We start from the raw sequence: 23294 nt of genomic DNA on the forward strand, positions 1-23294 counted from the left end.
CTTCGTTGTGAATAGTTTGAGGAGCTTTAGACAATCTCTTAGCGATTTCACGATTTGAGAACCCTTCTTGAAGCCAACGTTCAATCATTCTACGCTCAGCTAGTGTCAAATGTCTTCTTTTTGGTGTATAATAGTGTTGCATCTCAGAGTCTTTCTAATTGTTGTTGTGGTGATTACAATTATATCTCTCTGAGATGTTTTTTAATACCCTTGACTGGCTAACTTCATTTTAGAACTTTCGAAGAAGAAGAGAAAAATAGTTTATAAAATTATTTTTCTTTTTTTGTTGACAATTTTCTGATAATTCAGTATATTAGATACATCGCAAAAATTAAGAAAGTTTTAAGGAGTTTTTATGAAAACAAATAAATTCAAATTAGCCTTGGTTAGTTTTGCTTCTGCAGCGCTTCTTGCAGCTTGTGGAAACGTATCAAGCACAAATTCATCTGCTACTGGTACTGAATTAAAAGAAGATACATTGAAAATCGGTTACAACTTGGAATTGTCAGGTGCCGTTTCATCTTATGGTCAAACAGAGAAAAATGGTGCAGATCTTGCTGTTAAAGAAATCAACGAAGCTGGTGGCGTTGACGGTAAAAAAATCGAAGTGGTTGCAAAAGATAACAAATCAGAAACTGCTGAAGCAGCAACAGTTGCAACCAGCCTTGCAAGTGAAGGGGTAAGCGTCATCATCGGTCCTGCAACGTCAGGTGCGTCAGGTGCTTCTATTGCAAACGTAACAGCTGCAGGTGTCCCAATGATTACTCCTTCAGGAACGCAAACAGATCTTGTTGTTAACAGCGAAGGAAAAGTACAAGATTTCTTCTTCCGTACAACCTTTACTGATGGATACCAAGGTGAAATCATGGCAGAATATGCAACTAAAACCTTGAATGCTAAGAAAGTTGTCCTTTACTATGACAACTCTTCAGACTATGGTAAAGGTGTTGCAGAATCCTTCCAAAATGCCTACAAGGGTGAGATTGTTTCAACTATTACCTTTGCTTCAGGAGATAAAGATTTCCAAGCAGCTCTTACAAAATTAAAAGGTCTTGACTTTGATGCCATCATCATGCCAGGATACTACAATGAAACTGGTACAATCGTAAAACAAGCGCGTGGTCTTGGCTTGAACCAACCAATCCTTGGTTCAGATGGTTTTGACTCACCATTGTTTGCAGAATTGGCAACCGCTTCAGCAGCTAACAAGGTTTACTACCTTTCTGCCTTTGTTCCATCAGCAAGCGACCGTGCAAAAGAATTCCATGATGCTTACATGAAAGAATACGGTGAAGAGCCTTCTATGTTCTCAGCCCTTGCTTATGACTCAGTTTATATGGCAGCAGAAGCATCAAAAGGATCTAAAAACTCTGTAGAAGTAAAAGATAAATTGGCTGCTTTGAAAGACTTTGACGGTGTAACTGGTAAAATGTCTATCGATAAAGACCACAACGTTGTAAAATCTGTTTATGTAGTGAGCTTGAAAGACGGTAAAGCAGATACAGTTGATACAGTATCTCTTACAGAATCAGCTAAATAAAAAAGCAACAATAACAATGATTGTTTACTGATACAAGCAAGGAGTCTAGGACGATTGTCCCAGACTCCATTGCCATGTATAGACAGTCAAAAAAAATAGCCTAGCATCCTATTTATCAATAGGAAATAGGTGCGTATCAATTTTTTAGAAAGTTTGGTGAACACATGCTTCAACAACTGGTCAATGGTTTGATTCTCGGTTCCGTGTATGCCTTGTTGGCTCTAGGTTATACAATGGTATATGGAATTATCAAACTGATTAACTTTGCCCACGGGGATCTCTATATGATGGGAGCCTTTATGGGATATTATTTTTTAAATAAGTTAACCTTTATTTCAAATGGTGGTCTTCGCTTATTTGTTGCCTTGATTGCGACTATGATTGGAACAGCCATTTTAGGGGTTGTTATTGAATTTTTGGCCTATCGACCTTTACGAAATTCGACCCGTATCGCAGCCTTGATTACAGCGATCGGTGTTTCCTTCTTCTTGGAATACATCATGGTTTATTTCTTCACCGCGGATGTTAAACCTTTTCCGCAGGTCTTAGATGCGACCAAATTTAACCTTGGTCCTGTTACCATAGACAGTATCCAATTGATTATCTTGGGTGTTTCTCTCTTCTTGATGGTTGCCTTACAGTTGATTGTTCAGAAAACAAAGATGGGAAAAGCCATGCGTGCTGTTTCTGTCGATAGTGACGCCGCACAACTTATGGGAATCAATGTCAATCGTACGATTAGCTTTACCTTTGCTTTAGGATCAGCCTTGGCAGGTGCTGCTGGTGTCTTACTGGGCTTGTACTACAACCAGATCGAGCCACTGATGGGAATGACACCGGGACTGAAAGCCTTTGTTGCCGCGGTTTTAGGTGGAATCGGAATTATTCCTGGTGCTGCTCTAGGTGGCTTTGTCATCGGGGTTATTGAAACCTTTACCTATGTTATTGGTTTAGACACCTTCCGTGATGCGATTGTCTATATTGTCTTGATTATCATTTTATTGGTAAGACCAAGTGGTATTCTTGGGAAAAATATGAAAGAGAAGGTGTAATCATGGCAAGAAATCTAAAAGTAAATGCAATCTGGCTAGCTGTCTTACTAGCTGGTTTTGGAGTGATTCAAGGACTCGTTGCAACAGGTGTTTTAAATTTCTACTATATTCAAGTGGTTCAGCAAATCGGAATCAACATTATCATGGCAGTAGGTTTGAACTTGATTGTTGGCTTTTCAGGTCAATTCTCACTCGGGCATGCTGGTTTTATGGCCATTGGTGCTTACTCAGTTGGTGTTCTCGGGAAAATGATGCCTAGCTACGCAGGATTTGCCGTTTCACTGCTTGTTGGAATGGTACTTGCAGGTGGGGTTGCTCTCTTGGTTGGTTTGCCAACTCTCCGTTTGAAAGGAGATTATCTGGCAATCGCAACGCTTGGTGTGGCAGAGATTATCCGTATTTTTATTATCAATGGCGGAAAAGTTACTAACGGTGCAGCTGGGATTATGGGAATTCCCCTCTTTACTAGCTGGCAATTAGTGTATGTCTTTGTTGTGATTACAACGATTTTTACTGTGAACTTTCTACGTAGTCCTATGGGACGGACAGTCATTTCTGTCCGTGAAGACGAAATTGCCGCAGAATCTGTTGGGGTGAATCCTACTAAAATGAAGGTCATTGCCTTTGTCTTCGGTGCCATGACAGCGGCTATTGCGGGTGGTCTTCATGCAGGCTACGTTGGTACAATTGTGCCAAAAGACTTTGCGTTTATGACCTCTGTCAATATTTTGATTATCATCGTATTGGGTGGACTTGGCTCCGTTACAGGGACCTTTGTTGCAGCGATTGTACTAGGTATGTTGAATGTCTACCTCAAAAGTTACGCTAGTGTGAGTATGATTATCTATTCACTTGCTCTCATCTTGTTGATGATTTTCCGTCCAGGTGGTTTATTGGGAACGAAGGAATTATCCTTTGCTCGATTCTTCAAGAAGAAGGAGGATGCGAACTAATGGCACTTCTTGATGTAAAAAAATTAACTAAAAATTTCGGTGGGTTAACCGCCGTTGGTGATGTCACAATGGAATTACACGAGGGTGAATTGGTCGGCTTGATTGGTCCAAATGGTGCAGGAAAGACAACCCTCTTTAATCTCTTGACAGGCGTCTATGAGCCGAGCGAAGGAACGATTAGTCTAGCAGGCACTACCTTAAATGGGAAAGCACCTTCTAAAATTGCTTCGCTAGGATTGGGGCGGACCTTCCAAAATATTCGTTTGTTCAAAGATATGACCGTCTTGGAAAATGTGCTGATTGGCTTAAGTAATCATGGGAAAAATCATGTGTTTGCCAGTTTTTTCCGCCTGCCAGCCTTTTACAAAAATGAGGTGGAGCTACGTGAAAAGGCTATTGAACTCTTAAAAATCTTTGATTTGGACAAGGATGCTGATACCTTGGCTAAAAATCTTCCCTACGGCCAACAACGTCGTTTGGAAATTGTTCGTGCCTTAGCAACTGAGCCTAAAATTCTTTTTCTTGATGAACCAGCAGCAGGGATGAACCCACAAGAAACTGCTGAATTGACCCAATTGATCCGTAAAATCAAAAATGAGTTCAACATTACAATCATGCTGATTGAGCACGATATGAGCTTGGTTATGGAGGTTACAGAACGGATTTATGTCTTGGAATACGGTCGCCTGATTGCCCATGGCACACCAGAGGAAATTAAGACCAATAAACGTGTTATCGAAGCCTATCTTGGAGGTGAGGCCTAATGTCAATGTTAAAAGTGGAAAATTTATCCGTCCATTACGGTGTCATCGAAGCGGTGAAAAATGTATCCTTTGAAGTCAATGAAGGAGAAGTAGTCACACTGATTGGTGCCAACGGTGCAGGCAAGACCTCGATCTTGCGGACCATTTCAGGCTTAGTCCGTCCTTCTTCTGGGAAAATCAGCTTCTTAGGAAATGAAATCCAACGTGTTCCAGCCCGTAAAATCGTGGCAGATGGCTTATCTCAAGTACCAGAAGGTCGCCATGTTTTTGCAGGCTTGACCGTCATGGAAAACTTGGAAATGGGTGCGTTCTTGCGCAATAATCGTGAAGAAAATCAAGCAAATCTGAAGAAAATCTTTGCCCGTTTCCCGCGTTTGGAAGAACGGAAAAATCAAGATGCCGCAACCCTTTCAGGAGGAGAGCAACAAATGCTTGCGATGGGACGAGCTCTTATGAGCCAACCAAAATTATTGCTCCTTGATGAGCCGTCTATGGGACTTGCGCCTATCTTCATTCAAGAAATTTTTGATATTATTCAAGATATTCAAAAACAAGGGACAACCGTCCTCTTGATTGAACAAAATGCCAACAAGGCACTTTCAATCGCAGACCGAGGCTATGTACTTGAAACAGGGAGAATCGTCCTCTCAGGAACAGGAAAAGAACTCCTCGCCTCAGAAGAAGTCAAAAAAGCATATCTAGGTGGTTAAAAAGGTCCAGTGAACCTTTTTAAGTTGGAAATAAAGATTTGCGTTAGCAAGTCTCCTCTTTGCCTAAGAGGCTTACGCCTCGTTTTAAGTTGGAAATAGGAAGCGCTGGTAAGCGGTTTTCATCTTGTCTGGAGTAAGGTTGTTTTGCCCAGTGGACCTTTTTAAGTTGGAAAAAGAGACTAGGACTTTCGACCTAGCCGCTTTTTTTGTTTTTTAGCTTTTATATACCTCATAATTATGTACCCCAATAGAATAGAAATAGGGGGGAGAATTTTTACAACAATATATATAGCAATATCTTCAAAAATTTCCATCATTGTTCTCTAATACTAATAATTTTAGGATAAAGTTTTGCACCTGAAATTTGTGTAGGTGGTTCATAAACTTGTTTTAGTCTGACAATAACACCTCGCTCAGCATTCAAATAAGTAGATCCGACACCTCCGCCTATCGCTCCTATCATTCCTGCCACACCAGCACTTATATGTGGTATAGCTCCTAACAATAATCCAAGAGCACCCGCGCCAGCAGCAACCATCGCAGACCATGTAATATTATTAATATAAACATCAGTCATTCCATTTCCTAAATTAACAACCTTATTTACTCCTTTTACACCTAGACGTTTTTTAGTGAATACACCTTGATTATATAAATCCTCAGCAGCCTTAAGAAGATCACTGTTAGAAAAATAGATAACATTTTCAACTGATTCAGTCTGCGTGTATCCAACAGTAGTATTGGCTTCTTCCGCTAAAACAACAACAGGATCAATATTACTAGACAATAAAACAATTGCACTAGAGATCAAAAATAATTTTTTTAGCTTGGTGTTCATAAGACAGCCTTCTTATATCATTTAAATTTTTTCAATTTAATTGTAAATCAAATTTTCCCAAAAAACAATTCTGTTTTTAAAAACGTTTTTATGTTATAATAAAAGAGTTGACGACGAAAATTCTATGTAAAATAGTATAAAAAGCACTAAAGGGGAGTGAGGCAGAAATCATGATTTCGTAGAAATCGATTTTGCCAATTTCGATTTCTAATTTCTAGGCTCAAATATTAACAGTCCACTGGACAATCCTCGCTCTCGAGTTTTTAGGCTCGGGTATTAACAGTCCACTGGACTGTCAATATCCGCAAGGTTGACTAGCTTCCACAATTGAGAATTGAGAATTGTGGAAGGTTGGAAATAAGGCTAGTGAAGAATAGCTCGCTAGCCTCTTTCATAGAATGTTGATTTATCACCTTTTACAAACCAGACAATCCTCGCTTTTTGATTTACAAGCTCAGGTATCAATAGTTACTCCCCTGACTCTTGATATATGTCAAACTGTTAAAACTATAAAACGTAGAGAGGTAAGGAACTTTTGTCCCAGCCTCTTTTGCTATGGCTTCAAGCCAGTTTTTCTTAAAGAGTGGTGGCTACCAAGGCTTCTAGCCTTCATTTATTAAATCAATATAATTGAGACGGTCAAAATGACAAAATGGTTGACAGAGTTTGAAAAAAAGTATAATAAATTAGAAAAAGAAAGCGGTTGCAAAAGGAGGTTCTTATGTTAGAATTGAGAAATGTTCGTCTAGCCTATTCAGGAAAAGTTTTGCTAGAAGCTACGAATCTTCAGTTTCACAGAGGAAAACTCTATACTGTCTATGGAAAATCTGGGGTAGGAAAATCTTCTCTTTTACATAAGATAGGGCTAGTAACAGCTAGTGATCCAGAAATGGATTATTTCTTTGATGGTCAGCGAATTGATACCAAGAATCATGCCTTAGTATCATTATTTATAGCTGAGGAAGTAGCTTTTATATTTCAACACCAGAATCTTGTAAAAGATTTAACAGTTAGGGAAAATTTACTGTTACCCTTGCAATTTTATCAGGAATCTGAGGAGAGTAATGACTGTCGAATTGAAAATATTTTAAAAGAAATTGGGATTGAGGACTTATTAGATCGGTATCCAGAGGATTTATCTGGTGGAGAGGAACAGAGAGTTACGATTGCACGTGCTTTAGTTGCCGATAAAACCATCATTTTAGCAGATGAGCCGACAAATTTCTTAGATGAAGACAACAGAAGGATTGTTTGTTCGCTCTTGGAGGATCTTGCAAAGAAATTCAATAAAATTGTTATATTGGTCTCTCATGATCCATCTGTCATCAAAATCGGTGATGAGCAGCTTCATTTCCAAGACAAGCATCTGATAGGAGGAACAATTGGACGCTCACTTGAACCAAAAGGGGAGTGGCATACGAATATAGACTCAAAGGTTAGCATCCCTTTGCAAAAGCATAGGAGACATCATCTACCAAGGTTGTTGTCTGTCTTTGTCTCAATAGTTGTAGCGATAGCTGTTGCATCTTTTAATATTCAATCGTTATTTTCCAGCCGTTATCAGTCTTCAGTGAGTAACTCATTAGAAAATGGTTTTTTAGTTATTCATGACACGCTTCATTTGAATTCAAAAAAAGTCATGGATGATTTTTTAAGTTTGACGAATGAAGATATCAATCAAATTAAAAATAGTGATCAAATAGCATCAGCCCAGCCCTATATGGAATTTCCAAGTATCGGTATGACTGTTGAAAATGCTAGAGATTATTTGACGATAGGACGAAGTACAGAGCCTTCTATAACGATAAATGGCCAGACGGTGTCTTTGAGTAAACATTATTCAATCCAGCCTCTGTTTGATACGAATACGACTCAGCGACAGATTCAATATTTTGATCAAACGCAGACAGATGGTCTCTATCTGTCGGAACAATTTATCACCAATGAGAAGTTAGAAAATATTGTTGCTGGATCAGAAGTGACCGTTTCCTTTTATGTCCCGATTGCTTTGTATGAAAATAGTATTGATAAGGATGGGACTATTTTTAATGGAGACGGAGACTTGTATGTCAAGGAAGAGAGAACGTTTAAGATTTTAGGGATAGTAAAATCAGATTATCCATTTGACTATTCTCCATATAGCAATACTCTCTTTATGAATAGTCAGCAGATGAAAAAAATTCAAGAGGAAGTTGTTGCTAAAAATCCCCTTAGGGAGACAAACCTAGGCGGACTTACTCTGAAAAACTGGTTTCCAAGCGCAGTTCATCTAATTGTAAGAGATAGTCAAACTATCCCACAAGAGGTTAATCGAATTAAAGGTCTTTCTTCGGATTTTTCAATTGTATCTTCTTTTGAAAACTATGAACAATTTAGTCAAAGCTTGCGGTATATAAAACATTTCTTGCTCATCATTTCTGGCGTATTACTACTACTGGTAGTAGCAATCTTGTCATTTGTATTTTATTTGGTGAATCGTACAAGACGGTTTGAGGTTGGAATTTTAAAAGCCTTAGGTTATCAGACGAAACAAGTTCTTGTGCTGTTCTTTAAAGAATTACTAGTGGATGGCAGAAGAATTTTCTTTATTTCTGCGGGCATATTTTTCATTTTAGGATTTCTTTCGATGCAGGTGCTCCAATTACAATTACAGGATATCATTCAGTTTTACCTAACTTCTATCATATGGCTTCTTTGTCTCACATTCACCGTATTGACGCTGAGTGGTCTGGTGCCAATTTATCAAACCTGTAAGCAGTCAATCGTTGATACACTGCGAACGAATAGATGAGGTAGTTAAAAATGAAAAGAAAACGAGTAAAAGTAGTCTTGGTGGCGTTGAGTTTTCTCACTCTATTATTTACTAGTACTGTGAGTGCTGGATTTGTGACATACTCACAACCCCTTGATGGGTATAGTTTGGTTGGTTTGCATGTTCTCAATGTGACATTTCATGCTTCGGGCTACTCAAATAGTGATAGTGGATCCGTGACCAATATGTATTTTACAGATTGGACAATTTTCCCAAATACTATAAGTAACCGTTCAACATGGAAAAGTTCACTTCCATACGGACAGCGAGCAAATGGAAGTGTCATTATCGGTGCTGGTATAAATTCTCCTTGGGGCGCCGTGAACCTCTGGGAAGGTCAGCATTATTTTTCACTAGATTTCTAGTATTTAATAGAGTTGTATGATGGTTGACTCATGATAAACTGAAGTATCATCTGCGGGAGTGGGAAGGCGAGGTCCTGCTTTCGTCTTTTTATAAATACAGGATAATAGCATGATTGTGGAAGAGTATGATCTGCTACTAGATAGCCTTTGCAGCCTGAAGTGTAAAGTTTCTATTAACGGTATCTTTTGTTGAAAGAAAGAAAATATCAGATTTTTTCAATAAAAATTGAAATCGTTTTCTGATTTGTGGTATACTAGAACTATAGAAGAGACTAGGAGGATTGCATATGGCAGTTAAAGATTTTATGACACGAAAGGTTGTCTACATTTCCCCAGATACGACGATTGCACATGCCGCTGAATTGATGCGAGAGCAAGCGATTCATCGTCTGCCTGTCATTGAAGATGATCGACTAGTTGGTCTTGTTACAGAAGGAACAATTGCAGAAGCAAGTCCTTCAAAGGCGACCAGTCTGTCCATCTATGAGATGAATTATCTCTTGAACAAAACCAAGGTTCGTGATGTCATGATACGGGATGTCATCACTGTGTCGAAATTTGCCAGCCTAGAAGATGCCGTTTACTTGATGTATAAAAATAAGGTCGGTATTTTGCCTGTTGTGGACAATGATCAAATGGCAGGGGTCATTACAGATCGTGATGTTTTTGCGGCCTTTCTACATGTATCTGGTTATGGGGAAGCAGGCGTACGTGTGCGCTTTTTGGTAGAAAATAAGGCTGGTGAACTCGAAAAAATTATCCGCTTGATTTCAGACCAAGGTTACAACATTGTAAGCACTGTTCAGATTGCTGATAAATCAGGTAGCGTAGTCATTGAAGTCCAAATTGAAGGCAAGGTGGATAGCCAACAGCTGGCAAGTGTCTTCGAACAGGCTGCTATCAAGGTAGACAGTATGGTGGCGACAGAAACAAAGAAAATATAAAAAGAGCAGCTTGCTCTTTTTGTTTTGTAATGATGTGTGTTGTATGACAATCAACATCTACTTTACTTTCATAATGGAACATGGTGAGAGGGAGATAGGAGAAACTGAGCTTGGGTCCACCTTTCGTAAAATCTCATTTTTCAAAGGGTTGTTTGTTGCTGTCGAGTGTAAATCCTTCTCCTAGAACCTCGTGGGCATCGGTAATCGTGATAAAGGCATTGGGATCGATGCGGTGGATTAGTTCTTTCATTTCTTGGAGTTGGCTCTTGTAGATGACAGAATAAACCAAATCAATCTCTTTTCGACTATAGAAGCCCTGTGCTTTAATCAGTGTAATCCCACGTTCGATATTTTCGTCAATCGCTTGCGCCAATTCGTGTGATTTTTCAGAAACAATCATGACACCCTTACTTCCGTAATTTCCATCACTGATAAAGTCAATCACACGGGAAACAATGGTGACCATCATAAGGGTATATAAGACATTTCTCAAATCATGGAAGACCAGAATGGTGAGGGTTAAGACAAAGATATCAAAGGCAAGGATAATCTGACCAATTGTATAAGAAGTGTACTTATGACCAATGCGAGCTAGAATATCACTTCCTCCAGTTGTTCCTCCAGCCTTGAAAATAATTCCTAGACCAGCTCCCATAAGAATTCCTCCTAGAAGAGCGACTAATATAAGGTCATTTTCTAACGGAATGGTGATGTGAATGTGCTCAAATATGGCTAGCCAAGCCGTCACTCCAAGCGTGCCCACTAGACTGTAATAGAGAGTCCGTTTTCCGAGAATTTTCCAACCAAGAATAAAGAGAGGGATATTGATGAGAATATTCATGAGCCACGGTTGAATCCCAAACAGGTAGTAAAGAATGAGGTTAATACCAGTTGCACCGCCTTCATAGAGGTGGTTTGGAATAATTAGATAGTAGAGCCCAAAAGAAAATAACCCCGCTCCTATCAGAATAAAAAAAAGATTTTTGGCTCGTAGCATTCACCTGCTCCCTTCATTTTGTCTATTCCCATTCTAACAGATTTAAAAAGGATGCACAAGACAAATAAGAAGTGCTTTTTCGTGGCTTTTTTGGTAGAATAAAAAGAAGTATAGCCAATCACTTTGATGTAGCAGGTTGGTAACTTGTCTTGCCTAAGATTCGTTCTGCCTACGACTTGTTTCCTAGTGCTAAATGAAAATGGAAAGACTCTAAATTCAAGTAGAAGAAGCAACTGACTTGTAAAGAGTAGTATGAAATAGGGGATTCGTATGACAAAAGGAATTTTTATTACATTGGAAGGACCAGACGGTGCAGGAAAGACAACGGTCTTACAGAAATTGGTGCCTCGCTTGGAAGCATTAGGAAAGCAAGTCATCACGACTCGTGAGCCAGGTGGTGTTGCGATTGCAGAAGACATTCGCACAGTTATTCTAAATCCTCAGAATACAGCGATGGATGATAAAACAGAATTATTGCTTTACATTGCAGCTAGACGTCAGCATTTGAAAGAGCGAATTATTCCAGCCTTAGAAAATGGAGCCCTGCTATTAGTAGATCGCTTTATTGACTCATCTGTTGCCTATCAAGGTTTTGGACGAGGACTAGATATTGAAGCCATTGATTGGTTAAACCAGTATGCTACAGATGGTCTCAAGCCAGATTTGACCCTTTATTTTGATATTGATGTCGAAGAGGGATTGGCTCGGATTGCTCGAAACAAACATCGGGATGTTGATCGACTGGATATGGAAACCTTAGATTTGCACGAGCGTGTGCGAAAAGGGTATTTAACGATTGTAGACAAGGAAGCAGAACGTGTGGTGAAGATTGATGCTTCTGAGAATGTGGAGAAAGTGGTAGAGGCAGCCTATGCTGCTATCTATGGCCGCTTTTTTAGATAAGCGATGAAAAAAGAAGAATTACAAAGACTACAACCTCAGCTTTTCCAGTCTTTTCAACTGGTCTTGCAACAAGAACGGCTAGCGCATGCCTATCTCTTTTCAGGTGATTTTGCGAGTTTTGAAATGGCTATCTTTCTTAGTCAAGCGATTTTTTGTGAGGAGAAGGACGGATATATTCCTTGTGGCCATTGCCGAACCTGTCGTTTGATTGAAGAAGATGAATATACAGATGTGACGATTATCCGTCCTCAAGGCAATACGATTAAGACAGAGACCATTCGGGATTTGGTCAAGCAATTTTCTCGGTCAGGTTTTGAGTCTACTCAACAGGTCTTTATCATTTGTGATGCAGAAAAAATGCACCCAAATGCTGCCAATTCTCTTTTAAAAGTAATCGAAGAGCCTCAAAGCGATGTTCGTATCTTTTTATTGACCAGCCAGGAACAGGCCGTTTTGCCAACCATTAAAAGCCGTGTGCAGTTGGTAACATTTCCCAAAAATCTGCCCATTTTAGAACGGTTATTAGAGGAAGAAGGGCTGTTAAAAACACAAGCTCAACTACTTGCTCGTCTGGTTGAGAGTATTGAAGAAGCGAAACAATTAGCCAGTCACAAACCTTTTTTGGACCTACTAGCATTCGCTAGAAAATGGCTTGAACTGCTCTTGAATCAACCTGATCAAGCCTATCTGCAGGTGGGGGTTCTGGTCCGTTTAGCAGGTGAAAAGGGAGATCAAGCTCGTTTGCTAGAACTGCTCACCCTCCTATTAGCAGAACGAATGACGGAACCGAAAGTTTTGGTCTATTTGGAAACTCTGCAACTAGCACGCCATCAATGGCAGAGCAATGTTAGTTTACAGAATGCCTTAGAATACTGGTTATTAGCAACAGAAAAACAAGTGAAAGGATAGAGAATGGATAAGAGAGAGATTTTTGATGCCCTAGAAGGTTTTTCAAATACCTTGCTGGTTACGATTGCAGAAGTTGATGCAATTAAGAAACATTTGCGAGGGGTTATCGAAGAAAATACTGCACTCCGCTTGGAAAATTCCAAACTTCGGGAACGCCTAGAAAAAGAAGACCGTGAACAAAATCGGACGGCGAATTTTGGAAAAGAAAATTTGAAAAGTATCTATGATGATGGCTTTCACATTTGTTCCTATTACTATGGTCAACGTGCGGATAATGTTGAGCCATGTATGTTTTGTGATGAATTGTTAAATAGAGAGTAGCCATGCAGATTCAAAAATCAGTTAAACATTCCTTGCCCTATGGCACCCTATACCTTGTCCCAACTCCGATTGGTAATCTTCAGGATATGACCCTTCGAGCGATTGAGGTTCTAAAAGAGGTAGATAGTATTGCGGCAGAAGATACACGCAATACAGGGCTTTTACTGAAACATTTTGGGATTGAGACGCGACAGATTTCCTTTCATGAGCACAATGCCTATGAAAAAATTCCTATCTTGCTCGACATGTTGCGTTCCGGTCAGTCAATCGCTCAGGTGTCAGATGCGGGGCTTCCAAGTATTTCAGATCCAGGGCATGATTTGGTCAAAGCTGCGGTTGCAGAAAACATTCCGGTTGTAGCGCTTCCAGGCGCTTCTGCTGGGATTACAGCTTTGATTGCTTCTGGTCTAGCTCCCCAACCGCATATTTTTTATGGATTTTTACCACGGAAATCTGGCCAGCAAAAAGCATTTTTCGAAGAGAAAAAGCACTATCCAGAAACACAGATTTTCTACGAATCACCCCATCGGGTTAAAGCAACCTTGGAAAATATGCAGGCTGTCTACGGGGATCGTTCTGTGGTCGTAGTTCGCGAATTGACAAAACTGTACGAAGAATACCAACGTGGACTGATTAGTGAAATTGTGTCCTTTATTGCGGAGAATCCCTTAAAAGGCGAATGCTTGATCATCGTAGCGGGTCATGATGGAGAAGAAGTGACTGGGACTGAAGCAGTAGACCTGAAAGCAGAGGTAGATGCCTTAATCACCGCAGGTTCGAAGCCCAATCATGCGATTAAAGAAGTAGCCAAACGCTACCAGCTCAAAAAGCAAGAAGTCTATGATCTCTATCATGGACTGTAGTGAGATAGAAGTTGTCATTTCAGATACGCTAATAGGTTTAAACGAGGTTAGAATTTTTTCTGCCTTGTATTTTTTTCCTTTGAAACACGAATAAATGGTCTAATATAAGTAAAAAAGATGGAATAGTCTGAAAATTTGTGATATAATAAACAAAATCTTTTGTTCTTGGAGGAGTATAATGACAATCTATAATTTTTCTGCAGGTCCTGCAGTATTGCCAACCCCTGTCTTAGAAAAAGCGCAGGCTGAATTGCTGGATTACAAAGGCTCAGGAATGAGTGTATTAGAGATGTCGCATCGCTCCAAGGAATTTGATGAGATTATCAAGGGTGCTGAAGCGACTTTACGGGAGTTAATGGCTATTCCAGACAATTACAAGGTCCTCTTCTTACAAGGCGGGGCTTCGCTTGAATTTACCATGATTCCGCTCAATTTCGCTCGTGGTAAGAAAGCCTACTATCTAGCAGGTGGTTCATGGGGAAAAAAAGCCTACACGGAAGCAGTCAAACTCTCTAAAACAATTGTTTTTGAGCCGATTTTACTTGGTTCGACAGAGGATATTACCTACGCAGAACTACCAAGTTTTGATAAGAGTACAATTGATCCTGAGGCAGCCTATGTCCACTTGACCACCAACAATACCATTGAAGGAACAGCTGTTTATACGATTCCAGATACCAATGGTGTCCCAGTTATCGCAGACATGTCGTCGAATATCTTGGCGGCTCGCTATCGTGTGGAAGATTTTGCCATGATTTATGCTGGTGCGCAGAAAAATATTGGTCCTGCAGGTGTGACAGTCGTCATTGTTCGTGAGGATTTCTTGTCAGATGAGCCTGTTTTGTCTAGCATGTTAGACTACCGCATTCAAGCAGAGAATGAATCGCTCTACAATACACCGCCAGCCTACTCTATCTACATTTCGAAACTAGTCTTTGAATGGGTCAAGGAAATCGGTGGTGTCGATGAAATGGAAAAACGCAACCGTGAAAAATCAGGGCTTTTGTATGATTACATTGACCAGTCTGAGTTTTATAGTAACCCAGTTCGTAAGGTAGAAGAACGCTCTGTAGCCAATATTCCTTTTGTCTCACCAAGTCCAGAACTCGATGCAAAATTCGTCAAGGAAGCTACTGCGGCAGGCTTTAAAAATATCAAAGGTCACCGCTCAGTAGGTGGTATGCGTGCGAGTCTTTACAACGCTTTCCCGCGTCAGGGAGTGGTTGATTTGATTGCCTTTATGAAGAAATTTGAAGAGGAGAATGCCTAATGGAAATTCGACTTGCCCATCCCAATGAAGTGACTGCAATCTGCCAGATTTTTCAAGATGCACGAGCTTTCTTAGCTCAATCAGGTAGCAGCCAGTGGCAGGGCATCTATCCGAGTCAGGATGATGTCTTTGAGGATATTTTATCAGGTCGTGGCTATGTGGCGATTGTAGAGGGACAGGTAGCAGCCTATACAGCTGTCCAAGTCGGCAATGAACCGGCCTATAATGAGATTTATGACGGAAAATGGCAGCACAATAATTTTCTCTACACCACTTTTCACCGCGTAGCAGTTGCGCAACAATTTCGTGGGCAGCAAATCATTCAGACCTTTTTACAGGGCTTGATTGAAGGACAAAAGGGGCCAGATTTTCGGTGTGATACCCATGAAAAAAATCTGCCCATGCAGCATATTTTAGAAAAACTGGGCTTTTTCTATTGTGGAAAAGTTCCCATTGACGGGGAGCGCTTGGCTTATCAGAAGATTAAAACCAAGATAGAAAGTAGCCTCTATCAAGAAATCGCAGAAGATGACCGCTGGATGCTTGGGAGAAATGATTAACAAAAAAATAGATAGAAAGAGAGGGAATGGCTAAGAACCACTCCCTTTTAGGAAACAACATGGTATTTAGTGTACGAACCTTTAACAATATTAACCAGATTGGCTTGAAAGAATTGGGAAATCAATTCCAAATTGACGGCGACCAGGCAGCCAATCCAGATGCCTTTATCATCCGCTCTGAAAATTTGCATGGCTTTGCCTTTCCTGAGAATCTAAAAGCGATTGCCCGTGCAGGTGCGGGGACTAACAACATTCCTATCGAAGAAGCAACAGCCAAAGGAATTGTCGTGTTTAACACGCCAGGAGCCAATGCCAATGCGGTAAAAGAAGCAGTTCTAGCCTCTATTTTACTCTCTGCGCGTGACTATATCGGCGCGAGTGCTTGGACCAATACGTTATCAGGTAATGATGTGCCCAAGCAAATAGAGGCAGGGAAAAAACAATTTGCAGGGACTGAGATTGCAGGGAAAACCCTTGGTGTCATTGGGCTTGGAGCTATCGGTGGTCGCATTGCTAATGATGCTCGCCGTCTAGGCATGAATGTTCTAGGCTATGATCCTTATGTATCGGTTGAGACTGCATGGAGTATTTCAAGTCATGTCAAACGTGTTGCTGATTTGAAGGAGATTTTTGCGCAGTCAGACTACATTACAGTACATGTGCCGCTAACGGAGCATACACGTGACTTGTTCAATGCGCAAGCATTTGCGATGATGAAAAAAGGAACGACCATTATCAACTTTGCTCGTGGAGAATTGGTGAATCATCAGGACTTGTTTGATGCCATTGCAACAGGTGTTGTCGGTCAATATGTGACAGATTTCGGAACAGAAGATTTACTTAACAAGCCCCACATTACAGTCTTTCCTCATGTTGGTGGTTCAACTGAGGAAGCTGAGCTAAACTGTGCCATTGCAGCTGGTCAGACCATTCGTCGTTTTATGGAAACAGGAGAAATTACGAACTCGGTCAATTTCCCTAATATGCACCAGGCGCTTTCAACTCCGTTTCGTATTACTCTGATTAACAAAAATGTGCCAAATATGGTAGCTAAGATTTCGACAGCCGTTTCTAACTTAAATATCAATATTGACAATATCCTAAATCGTTCCAAAGGCGATTATGCCTACACCATGCTTGACTTGGATGAGGCAGACAAGGAAAAAATCAAGGCACTTGCTGAGCAATTTGAAAGAGATGAGAATATTGTCAAGGTTCGTATCATTGAAGGTAGAAAAAACTAATGGATAAAAAAGAACGAAAAGAATATGTGAAAGAATTAAAAGAACGCTTTGAAGTCTTTCAAGTCAATCTTGTTACAGCCCTCTGGATTGATAAGGAAACTGGTGTTGAGTATCTTCGTCTGGGGGATGGTGAATTGCGCCTATTGTTGAATTCAGAAGGAAAGCCAAACATCAACAAGAAATTCCAAGACGATGTACTATAAATGCCTATATTCGTCACCAATGGGGGAATTGTCTATCATTGCAACCGATAAAGGATTACGCGGTATTTGGTTTGTAAATCAGCAGTATTTCGAGCGTGGCATTACAGAGAAACCAATGTTGATAGAACACCCTGTCCTAAGACAAGCCGTTTCCTTGTTAGATGATTATTTTGCTGGTCGGAGAGTGGATATATCCACCCTAGCATTAGATGTTCCTGCCACACCATTTCAAGAAACGGTTTGGCAAGTGTTACAAGAAATCCCCTGTGGGCAGACCATGACCTATGGTCAAATTGCCAAGCGCTTAGGCATGGCTTCTAGTCAAGCGGTCGGTGGTGCGGTGGGCAAAAATCCGATTGCGATTCTGATTCCATGCCACCGAGTAGTAGGTAGTACGGGGCAATTGACAGGCTACGCAGCTGGTCTTGAGAAGAAAAGCTGGTTACTGACCCATGAATTATCAATGAAAAAAGAGGGCAACATATGTTAACATTTTATGAATATCCAAAATGCTCAACCTGTCGAGCAGCCAAGGCTGAATTGCAAGCCCTTGGTCTTGAATTTGAAGCGATTGATATTAAGACCAATCCACCTAAGGCTAGTCAGTTAAAAGAGTGGATGGAAGCGACAGGACTTGAACTAAAGAAGTATTTCAATACCTCTGGTAATAGCTATCGTGCTCTTGGTTTAAAAGACAAATTTGACCAATTGACAGTAGATCAAGTCTTGGACCTGCTAGCAAATGACGGAATGCTGATTAAACGCCCTCTCCTCATTCAGGACGGCAAAATCCTGCAGATTGGCTACCGAACAGCGTATAAAGAATTAGGGTTGTAGGCCAATGCCACACCCTGTTTAGGAGGTGAAGAGATGTATAAAGAGATTGTTTCAACCAGCTCACCAATGGATGTGCAAACTAAGCACTATACCTATACCCAAAATCCAACCTATTCTGAACGCTATGATAGTAATCTCCTCTACTACAAGATTATGCCGACGGTGAAAGAGTTAGAAGAGGATATTGCTTTTGTCAAGGAAAAGCAGAAGAGTTACACGTCAGACTATGTGCATTTGAGCTTTCCAGAAAACCAAGATCTGCCAGAAGAAATCAGACAGAAATTAGAAGACCTATCCTTTGAAATCTCGATGGAAGCGATTCTGATTCTCAACGAACAGAAAGCAGATTTTTCCAAGGAATCCCCTTTGGATATTGAGCTTGAGCCCTTGACAGAGAAATGGTTAGAGCCGTATTTTGAGAGATTGGACCAAGATGTTAAGGAATACGGGGAGCTGTATGGCCAACAGGTGCGGCAATTTGTATCAGAAATCATGTTGAACAATGAAATCTTACTCGCCATTTATCAGGGAAAGATCATCGGAGAGGTGACTCTTCATTTTAGTGAGGAGTATATAGAAATTGATAACTTTATGGTGGATGAAACCTATCAAGGTCAAGGAGTTGGCAGTCTGCTTCAACGTGAGGTCCTGAAAAGGAAAAAATCGAATCAGAAAGTGATTCTGATTGTCGAAAAGGACGCTTCTGTTTACGAGATGTACCGCAAGCAAGGTTATGAGGAAGTAGCATCTTATAGTGAATGTTATCAATCTTAACAGAAAAACCACAGATATTGTTTACTACTATTTTAGGTGAAACAATGTTTGTGGTTTTATATTTTATTTCGTTCAAATCTAAGGAAAGAGGAACAGGCAAATCCCTGCGACAAGAAGGGCAATCAAGGTGCTAGCAATTGTAAATCCCGCAACAATGAGAATTTTTTGATAAGGCGCCTTGGCCTTTTCCTCGCGTTTTTCGATTTTGCTGAGGTTTTTCCCCTCGCTATAGGTCATCAATTCTTTGATGGTTTTCAAATCATATTGCTTCTTGAACCGATCGACCTGATGAGCGTAATAAAGAGAGACTCCCCAGAGAATCAAGAAAATGGCAACACCTATCCAACCTAGATAGTAAAAGAGTGGAAATGAGAGGATGGCACAAAGAAACATTCCCCAAGTCATGATGCGTGCATGGCGTTCGTATCTGTCATAGTCTGCTCCGTGGAGAATTTCTCTGAATGTCACAATATCCCCTTGCACGAGTTGGTTCAGGTCAGTATCAAAAATCTGGCAAAGGAGCAGAAGATTTTGAATATCAGGATAGGTGCTCCCACGTTCCCAATTGGAAATAGTTTGTCGACTGACAAATAGCTCTTCTGCCAAATCATCTTGAGACAAGCCAAATTCCTTGCGATACAGTTGAATCTGTTTTCCAAGTTCCATAATGGTTTCCTCCTTCTATCTCTAGCATACAAAATGATTGCATTTTTTGCTAGCAAAATCCTTTGACAAAGGGTGAAAAATGCGTACTGTCAAGGAAATAAGACATATTGAAGACTGAAAAATGAGTTGACAGGAAGTTGACAAGGTGTAAATGAAAAGGCGAGAGCGAAGCTCTCTGCCGTTTTACATTATTTGGCGGTGTTTTCCCGCATAGCGATGTAATGTCCTTCATTGTCGGAAAAGGTGAAATGAACCATCCCTTGGTACTCCATGATGGGATTGGTGGAAATGCCTGCTTGTGTCAAACGTTCGTACTCAGATTTCAAATCTTCTGCTTCAAACAACAGACTTGGAAAGCTGAGAGTCATACCAGGATTTGCTTTTGCAACCCACTCCTTACCATGAATGCCAAATCTGGTCGCAGCATCAAGCGATGGCACAATTTCATAGGAAATAGCGTCCCCATAGTCAGCTGTGTCTAGGAGGACAAAGCCCATCTTTTCTATCCAAAATTCCATGGCGGCTATGGTATTCTCTACATAGAGCATGGTGGTTGAGGTTATAATCATCATTTCTTCTTATAGATCAATTTCCATGACAATTGGCGTATGATCTTGGCGCGCGCCTGAGTCAATCATCTCAGACTTAGTCACCTTGTCCGCCACACAGTTGCTGGTAAGCCAGTAGTCAATTCTCCAGCCGGTATTGTTGATTTTGCTGGTCTTGCTGCGTTGCGCCCACCAAGTGTATTGATGAGGAAGGTCACCGTGCAAGTGGCGGAAGGTATCGGTGAATCCTTTGGCAAGGAGATTGGTAAATCCTGCACGTTCTTCATCAGTAAATCCAGGCGATTGACGGTTGCTGGCTGGATTTGCAAGATCGATTTCGTGGTGGGCAACATTATAGTCACCTGTTGCAAGAACGGGTTTTTCTTGATCGAGTTTTGCTAGATATTCTGCGTACTTTTCATCCCAGACTTGGCGGTCAGCAAGGCGCTTCAAGCCGTCTCCTGCATTTGGCGTATAGACTTGGGTGACAAAGAAATTGTCAAATTCTAGGGTGATGATTCGCCCTTCCAAGTCCATGGTCGTTGGCGCTCCAATTTCTGGAAAAGTAATGGTTGGTGTCAAGCCTTTTTTATAGAGAAACATAGTTCCTGCATAGCCCTTACGAGCTGGCTCGACAGAAGAACGCCAAGTGTGTTCATAGTTTGGGAAGAGCTTCTCTAAGATTTCTACGTGTTTGCTAGTTGGGCCTTTGGCTGACAATTTCGTTTCTTGAATGGCGATAATATCCGCATCTTCTGTAACGACAGTTTGCAAAACAGCCTGTGAAAGTTGTGCACGAGCAGAGTCGCTGGTCAAGGCTGCATTGAGAGAATCAATATTCCATGAGATAAGTTTCATAATCTATCCTTTTCTTTTTGTTCTTCTTGTATTATATCAAAATGTGAGAAAAGTAGGTCTCTTTTGCGCTCAATCGTTTGAGAAGAGCTGCTTGAACAGCGGATATTTAGTCTGTTATCAGGCTCTTTTTTATGATATAATAAAAAAATAGAACTGGGTTTCATTTGCCCTGAAAGGAATACTTATGACAGAAAAGAATTTTTACATTACGACGCCAATTTACTACCCATCTGGGAAGCTCCACATTGGAAATGCGACAACTACGATTGCCTGCGATGTTTTAGCACGTTACAAACGTCTTATGGGCTATGATGTTTTCTCGTTGACAGGTCTTGATGAGCATGGCCAAAAGATTCAAGACAAGGCAGCTGAAGCTGGTATTACTCCGAAAGAATATGTGGACGGCATGGCTGTGGGGGTCAAAGAATTATGGAAACTCCTAGATATTTCCTATGACGGCTTTATTCGTACGACAGACGACTACCATGAAACGGTAGTGGCAGAAGTGTTTGAACGTTTGCTGGCACAAGACGATATTTATCTTGGGGAATACTCTGGCTGGTATTCTGTGTCTGATGAGGAATTTTTCACAGAAAGCCAGTTGGAAGAGGTCTTTCGTGATGAAGACGGCAAGGTTATCGGAGGAATCGCTCCTTCTGGCCACCAAGTAGAATGGGTATCAGAAGAATCCTATTTCCTTCGTTTGAGCAAGTATGCGGATCGCTTGGTAGCCTTCTTTAAAGAACATCCTGACTTTATCCAGCCAGACGGACGGATGAATGAAATCGTGAAAAACTTTATCGAGCCAGGCCTTGAGGATTTGGCAGTCAGCCGTACTTCCTTTACCTGGGGAGTCCCTGTACCGTCTAATCCCAAGCATGTGGTTTATGTCTGGATTGATGCCCTCTTGAACTATGTGACAGCTCTTGGTTATGGTCAAGCAAATCATGCGAATTTTGATAAGTTCTGGAATAACGGAACTGTTTTCCACATGGTTGCCAAAGACATCTTACGCTTCCACTCCATTTACTGGCCAATTCTTCTCATGATGCTTGATTTGCCACTACCAGAGCGCTTGATTGCCCACGGTTGGTTTGTCATGAAAGACGGGAAAATGTCTAAGTCCAAAGGAAATGTCGTCTATCCAGATATGTTGGTGGAGCGCTATGGACTGGATCCCTTACGTTACTACCTCATGAGAAGTTTGCCAGTCGGTTCAGATGGAACATTTACACCAGAGGATTATGTAGGGCGGATTAACTATGAACTTGCCAATGACCTTGGAAACCTTCTTAACCGTACTGTGGCCATGGTGAATAAATACTTTGATGGGCAAGTGCCTACCTATGCAGAAAATGTCACAGCCTTTGATGCGGATTTGGCGCAGGTAGCGGCAGAATCGATTGCGGAATACCACAAGCAAATGGATGCGGTAGATTATCCACGTGCCTTAGAAGCAGTCTGGACTCTAATTGCCCGTACCAACAAGTATATCGACGAAACAGCTCCATGGCTATTGGCAAAAGAGGAAGAAAAACGTACGGAGCTTGCGTCTGTCATGAGCCACTTGGTAGCAAGTCTACGTGTGGTTGCCCACTTGATCGAGCCATTCATGATGGCGACAAGCGCTGCTATCTTAGAGCAGTTGGGAATGGAAAAAGCAAGCAGCTTAGAGGATTTAGCACTTGCAAACCTACCAACGAACTTGAGAGTGGTTGCGAAAGGTCAGCCAATCTTCCCACGACTTGATATGGACGAAGAAATTGCCTACATCAAGGAACAAATGGCAGCAGGTAAGCCAGCTGTAGCTACTGAAAAAGAATGGAAACCAGAAGAGGTTGAATTGACCTTAAACCGTAAGGAAATCAAGTTTGATGACTTTGAAAAGGTCGAAATCCGTGTGGCGGAAGTTAAGGAAGTCAAAAAAGTTGAAGGTAGTGATAAGTTGCTTCAATTCCGCTTAGATGCAGGTGACAAGGAAGACCGCCAAATTCTTTCAGGTATCGCCAAATACTATCCAAACGAGCAAGAATTGGTCGGTAAAAAAGTTCAAATCGTAGCTAATCTCAAACCTCGTAAGATGATGGGCCATATCAGTCAAGGCATGATTCTCTCGGCCGAACATGGCGACAGCTTAACCCTCTTGACAGTTGATGCTAGCGTACCAAACGGTAGTGTGATTGGGTAGATGAAAAGAAATAAAAAAGATGAGGCTGGGGCAAAAATATCCCGACCAGTTAAAAACCCAGAAGTTCTATTGACGGAACTTCTGGGTTTTTGTTTTATGCTCTTCTTCGGTTATATTTGAGGCGGAACTATTTGATGCTAGTTCCATCTTTTTGCGAATAAATAGGTAGGAGGAG

Annotated in this window: 26 protein-coding genes; 20 read left to right on the top strand and 6 right to left on the bottom strand. The window is 41.0% G+C overall.

Annotated features, from left to right (window positions below):
• A partial coding sequence (locus tag ABPH35_RS00005; protein ID WP_368849449.1) for a helix-turn-helix domain-containing protein occupies window positions 1-142 on the bottom strand: 142 nt, incomplete at its 3' end.
• Between the two features lie 213 nt (window positions 143-355).
• Between ABPH35_RS00005 and ABPH35_RS00010 the strand changes: the two genes are divergently transcribed.
• The 5 genes from ABPH35_RS00010 (at window position 356) to ABPH35_RS00030 (ending at window position 5019) form a co-directional block, all read left to right on the top strand.
• Window positions 356-1540 carry an ABC transporter substrate-binding protein gene (locus tag ABPH35_RS00010; RefSeq protein WP_349989231.1) on the top strand — a complete coding sequence of 395 codons (1185 nt, stop codon included), beginning with the start codon at window positions 356-358 and terminating at the stop codon, window positions 1538-1540.
• Window positions 1541-1704: 164 nt separating this feature from the next.
• On the top strand, window positions 1705-2592 hold the full coding sequence (locus ABPH35_RS00015) for a branched-chain amino acid ABC transporter permease (protein WP_349989230.1): 888 nt from the start codon (window positions 1705-1707) through the stop codon (window positions 2590-2592).
• A 2-nt stretch (window positions 2593-2594) separates the two neighbouring features.
• Window positions 2595-3545 carry a branched-chain amino acid ABC transporter permease gene (locus ABPH35_RS00020; protein ID WP_349989229.1) on the top strand — a complete coding sequence of 317 codons (951 nt, stop codon included), beginning with the start codon at window positions 2595-2597 and terminating at the stop codon, window positions 3543-3545.
• On the top strand, window positions 3545-4309 hold the full coding sequence (locus ABPH35_RS00025; RefSeq protein ID WP_349989228.1) for an ABC transporter ATP-binding protein: 765 nt from the start codon (window positions 3545-3547) through the stop codon (window positions 4307-4309). Before ABPH35_RS00020 ends, ABPH35_RS00025 begins: the two co-directional genes overlap by 1 nt.
• A complete protein-coding gene (locus ABPH35_RS00030) occupies window positions 4309-5019 on the top strand; it encodes an ABC transporter ATP-binding protein (RefSeq protein WP_349989227.1) in 711 nt (236 codons plus the stop codon). The genes ABPH35_RS00025 and ABPH35_RS00030 overlap by 1 nt, the downstream gene beginning before the upstream one ends.
• 313 nt (window positions 5020-5332) lie before the next feature.
• On the opposite strand, the gene ABPH35_RS00035 is transcribed toward ABPH35_RS00030, so the two are convergent.
• Window positions 5333-5857, bottom strand: a complete 525-nt coding sequence (locus ABPH35_RS00035) for a hypothetical protein (protein ID WP_349989226.1) — start codon at window positions 5855-5857, stop codon at window positions 5333-5335.
• 721 nt (window positions 5858-6578) lie between these two features.
• Between ABPH35_RS00035 and ABPH35_RS00040 the strand changes: the two genes are divergently transcribed.
• The 3 genes from ABPH35_RS00040 to ABPH35_RS00050 all read left to right on the top strand — a co-directional run bounded on the left by ABPH35_RS00040 (window position 6579) and on the right by ABPH35_RS00050 (window position 9978).
• A complete protein-coding gene (locus ABPH35_RS00040; protein WP_349989225.1) occupies window positions 6579-8648 on the top strand; it encodes an ATP-binding cassette domain-containing protein in 2070 nt (689 codons plus the stop codon).
• Between the two features lie 11 nt (window positions 8649-8659).
• Window positions 8660-9034: a hypothetical protein gene (locus tag ABPH35_RS00045; RefSeq protein ID WP_349989224.1), complete on the top strand. Its 375-nt coding sequence runs from the start codon at window positions 8660-8662 to the stop codon at window positions 9032-9034.
• Window positions 9035-9321: 287 nt separating this feature from the next.
• Window positions 9322-9978 (top strand): CBS domain-containing protein, encoded by a 657-nt coding sequence (locus tag ABPH35_RS00050; RefSeq protein ID WP_349989223.1) that lies wholly within the window; start codon window positions 9322-9324, stop codon window positions 9976-9978.
• Between the two features lie 133 nt (window positions 9979-10111).
• On the opposite strand, the gene ABPH35_RS00055 is transcribed toward ABPH35_RS00050, so the two are convergent.
• The gene (locus tag ABPH35_RS00055) at window positions 10112-10975 is read right to left on the bottom strand and encodes a YitT family protein (protein WP_349989222.1); all 864 of its coding nucleotides are present in this window, start codon (window positions 10973-10975) and stop codon (window positions 10112-10114) included.
• Window positions 10976-11245: 270 nt separating this feature from the next.
• Here ABPH35_RS00055 and tmk point away from each other — a divergent pair, with 270 nt between their 5' ends.
• The 11 genes from tmk to ABPH35_RS00110 all read left to right on the top strand — a co-directional run bounded on the left by tmk (window position 11246) and on the right by ABPH35_RS00110 (window position 18859).
• Complete coding sequence (gene tmk, locus ABPH35_RS00060) at window positions 11246-11878, top strand: dTMP kinase (RefSeq protein ID WP_349989221.1); 633 nt, start codon at window positions 11246-11248, stop codon at window positions 11876-11878.
• A 3-nt stretch (window positions 11879-11881) separates the two neighbouring features.
• Window positions 11882-12787 (top strand): DNA polymerase III subunit delta', encoded by a 906-nt coding sequence (locus ABPH35_RS00065; RefSeq protein ID WP_349989220.1) that lies wholly within the window; start codon window positions 11882-11884, stop codon window positions 12785-12787.
• A 3-nt stretch (window positions 12788-12790) separates the two neighbouring features.
• Window positions 12791-13108, top strand: a complete 318-nt coding sequence (yabA, locus tag ABPH35_RS00070; protein ID WP_349989219.1) for a DNA replication initiation control protein YabA — start codon at window positions 12791-12793, stop codon at window positions 13106-13108.
• A 2-nt stretch (window positions 13109-13110) separates the two neighbouring features.
• A complete protein-coding gene (gene rsmI / locus ABPH35_RS00075; RefSeq protein WP_349989218.1) occupies window positions 13111-13971 on the top strand; it encodes a 16S rRNA (cytidine(1402)-2'-O)-methyltransferase in 861 nt (286 codons plus the stop codon).
• 178 nt (window positions 13972-14149) lie between these two features.
• Window positions 14150-15241: a 3-phosphoserine/phosphohydroxythreonine transaminase gene (gene serC / locus ABPH35_RS00080; protein WP_349989217.1), complete on the top strand. Its 1092-nt coding sequence runs from the start codon at window positions 14150-14152 to the stop codon at window positions 15239-15241.
• Window positions 15241-15801 (top strand): GNAT family N-acetyltransferase, encoded by a 561-nt coding sequence (locus tag ABPH35_RS00085; protein ID WP_349989216.1) that lies wholly within the window; start codon window positions 15241-15243, stop codon window positions 15799-15801. Before serC ends, ABPH35_RS00085 begins: the two co-directional genes overlap by 1 nt.
• A gap of 59 nt (window positions 15802-15860) precedes the next feature.
• The gene (locus ABPH35_RS00090; RefSeq protein ID WP_349989215.1) at window positions 15861-17045 is read left to right on the top strand and encodes a 3-phosphoglycerate dehydrogenase family protein; all 1185 of its coding nucleotides are present in this window, start codon (window positions 15861-15863) and stop codon (window positions 17043-17045) included.
• Window positions 17045-17248 carry a DUF6440 family protein gene (locus ABPH35_RS00095; RefSeq protein WP_349989214.1) on the top strand — a complete coding sequence of 68 codons (204 nt, stop codon included), beginning with the start codon at window positions 17045-17047 and terminating at the stop codon, window positions 17246-17248. The genes ABPH35_RS00090 and ABPH35_RS00095 overlap by 1 nt, the downstream gene beginning before the upstream one ends.
• Entirely contained in the window at window positions 17238-17738 is a 501-nt protein-coding gene (locus tag ABPH35_RS00100; RefSeq protein ID WP_368849444.1) for a methylated-DNA--[protein]-cysteine S-methyltransferase, read from the top strand. The genes ABPH35_RS00095 and ABPH35_RS00100 overlap by 11 nt, the downstream gene beginning before the upstream one ends.
• On the top strand, window positions 17732-18085 hold the full coding sequence (locus ABPH35_RS00105; protein ID WP_349989587.1) for an arsenate reductase family protein: 354 nt from the start codon (window positions 17732-17734) through the stop codon (window positions 18083-18085). Before ABPH35_RS00100 ends, ABPH35_RS00105 begins: the two co-directional genes overlap by 7 nt.
• Before the next feature lie 33 nt (window positions 18086-18118).
• Complete coding sequence (locus ABPH35_RS00110; protein ID WP_349989586.1) at window positions 18119-18859, top strand: GNAT family N-acetyltransferase; 741 nt, start codon at window positions 18119-18121, stop codon at window positions 18857-18859.
• Between the two features lie 78 nt (window positions 18860-18937).
• Here ABPH35_RS00110 and ABPH35_RS00115 read toward each other — a convergent pair whose 3' ends face one another.
• From ABPH35_RS00115 to ABPH35_RS00125, 3 genes are all read right to left on the bottom strand, one after another.
• Entirely contained in the window at window positions 18938-19525 is a 588-nt protein-coding gene (locus ABPH35_RS00115; RefSeq protein WP_349989585.1) for a helix-turn-helix transcriptional regulator, read from the bottom strand.
• A 188-nt stretch (window positions 19526-19713) separates the two neighbouring features.
• Window positions 19714-20094 (bottom strand): VOC family protein, encoded by a 381-nt coding sequence (locus ABPH35_RS00120; RefSeq protein WP_349989588.1) that lies wholly within the window; start codon window positions 20092-20094, stop codon window positions 19714-19716.
• Between the two features lie 9 nt (window positions 20095-20103).
• A complete protein-coding gene (locus ABPH35_RS00125) occupies window positions 20104-20931 on the bottom strand; it encodes an exodeoxyribonuclease III (RefSeq protein ID WP_349989584.1) in 828 nt (275 codons plus the stop codon).
• 184 nt (window positions 20932-21115) lie between these two features.
• On the opposite strand from ABPH35_RS00125, the gene metG reads away from it, so the two are divergent.
• Window positions 21116-23119: a methionine--tRNA ligase gene (gene metG / locus ABPH35_RS00130; protein ID WP_349989583.1), complete on the top strand. Its 2004-nt coding sequence runs from the start codon at window positions 21116-21118 to the stop codon at window positions 23117-23119.
• Window positions 23120-23294: the final 175 nt, after the last annotated feature.

It is taken from the genome of Streptococcus handemini (assembly GCF_040984445.1).
GTDB classification, from domain to species: Bacteria; Bacillota; Bacilli; order Lactobacillales; family Streptococcaceae; genus Streptococcus; species Streptococcus handemini.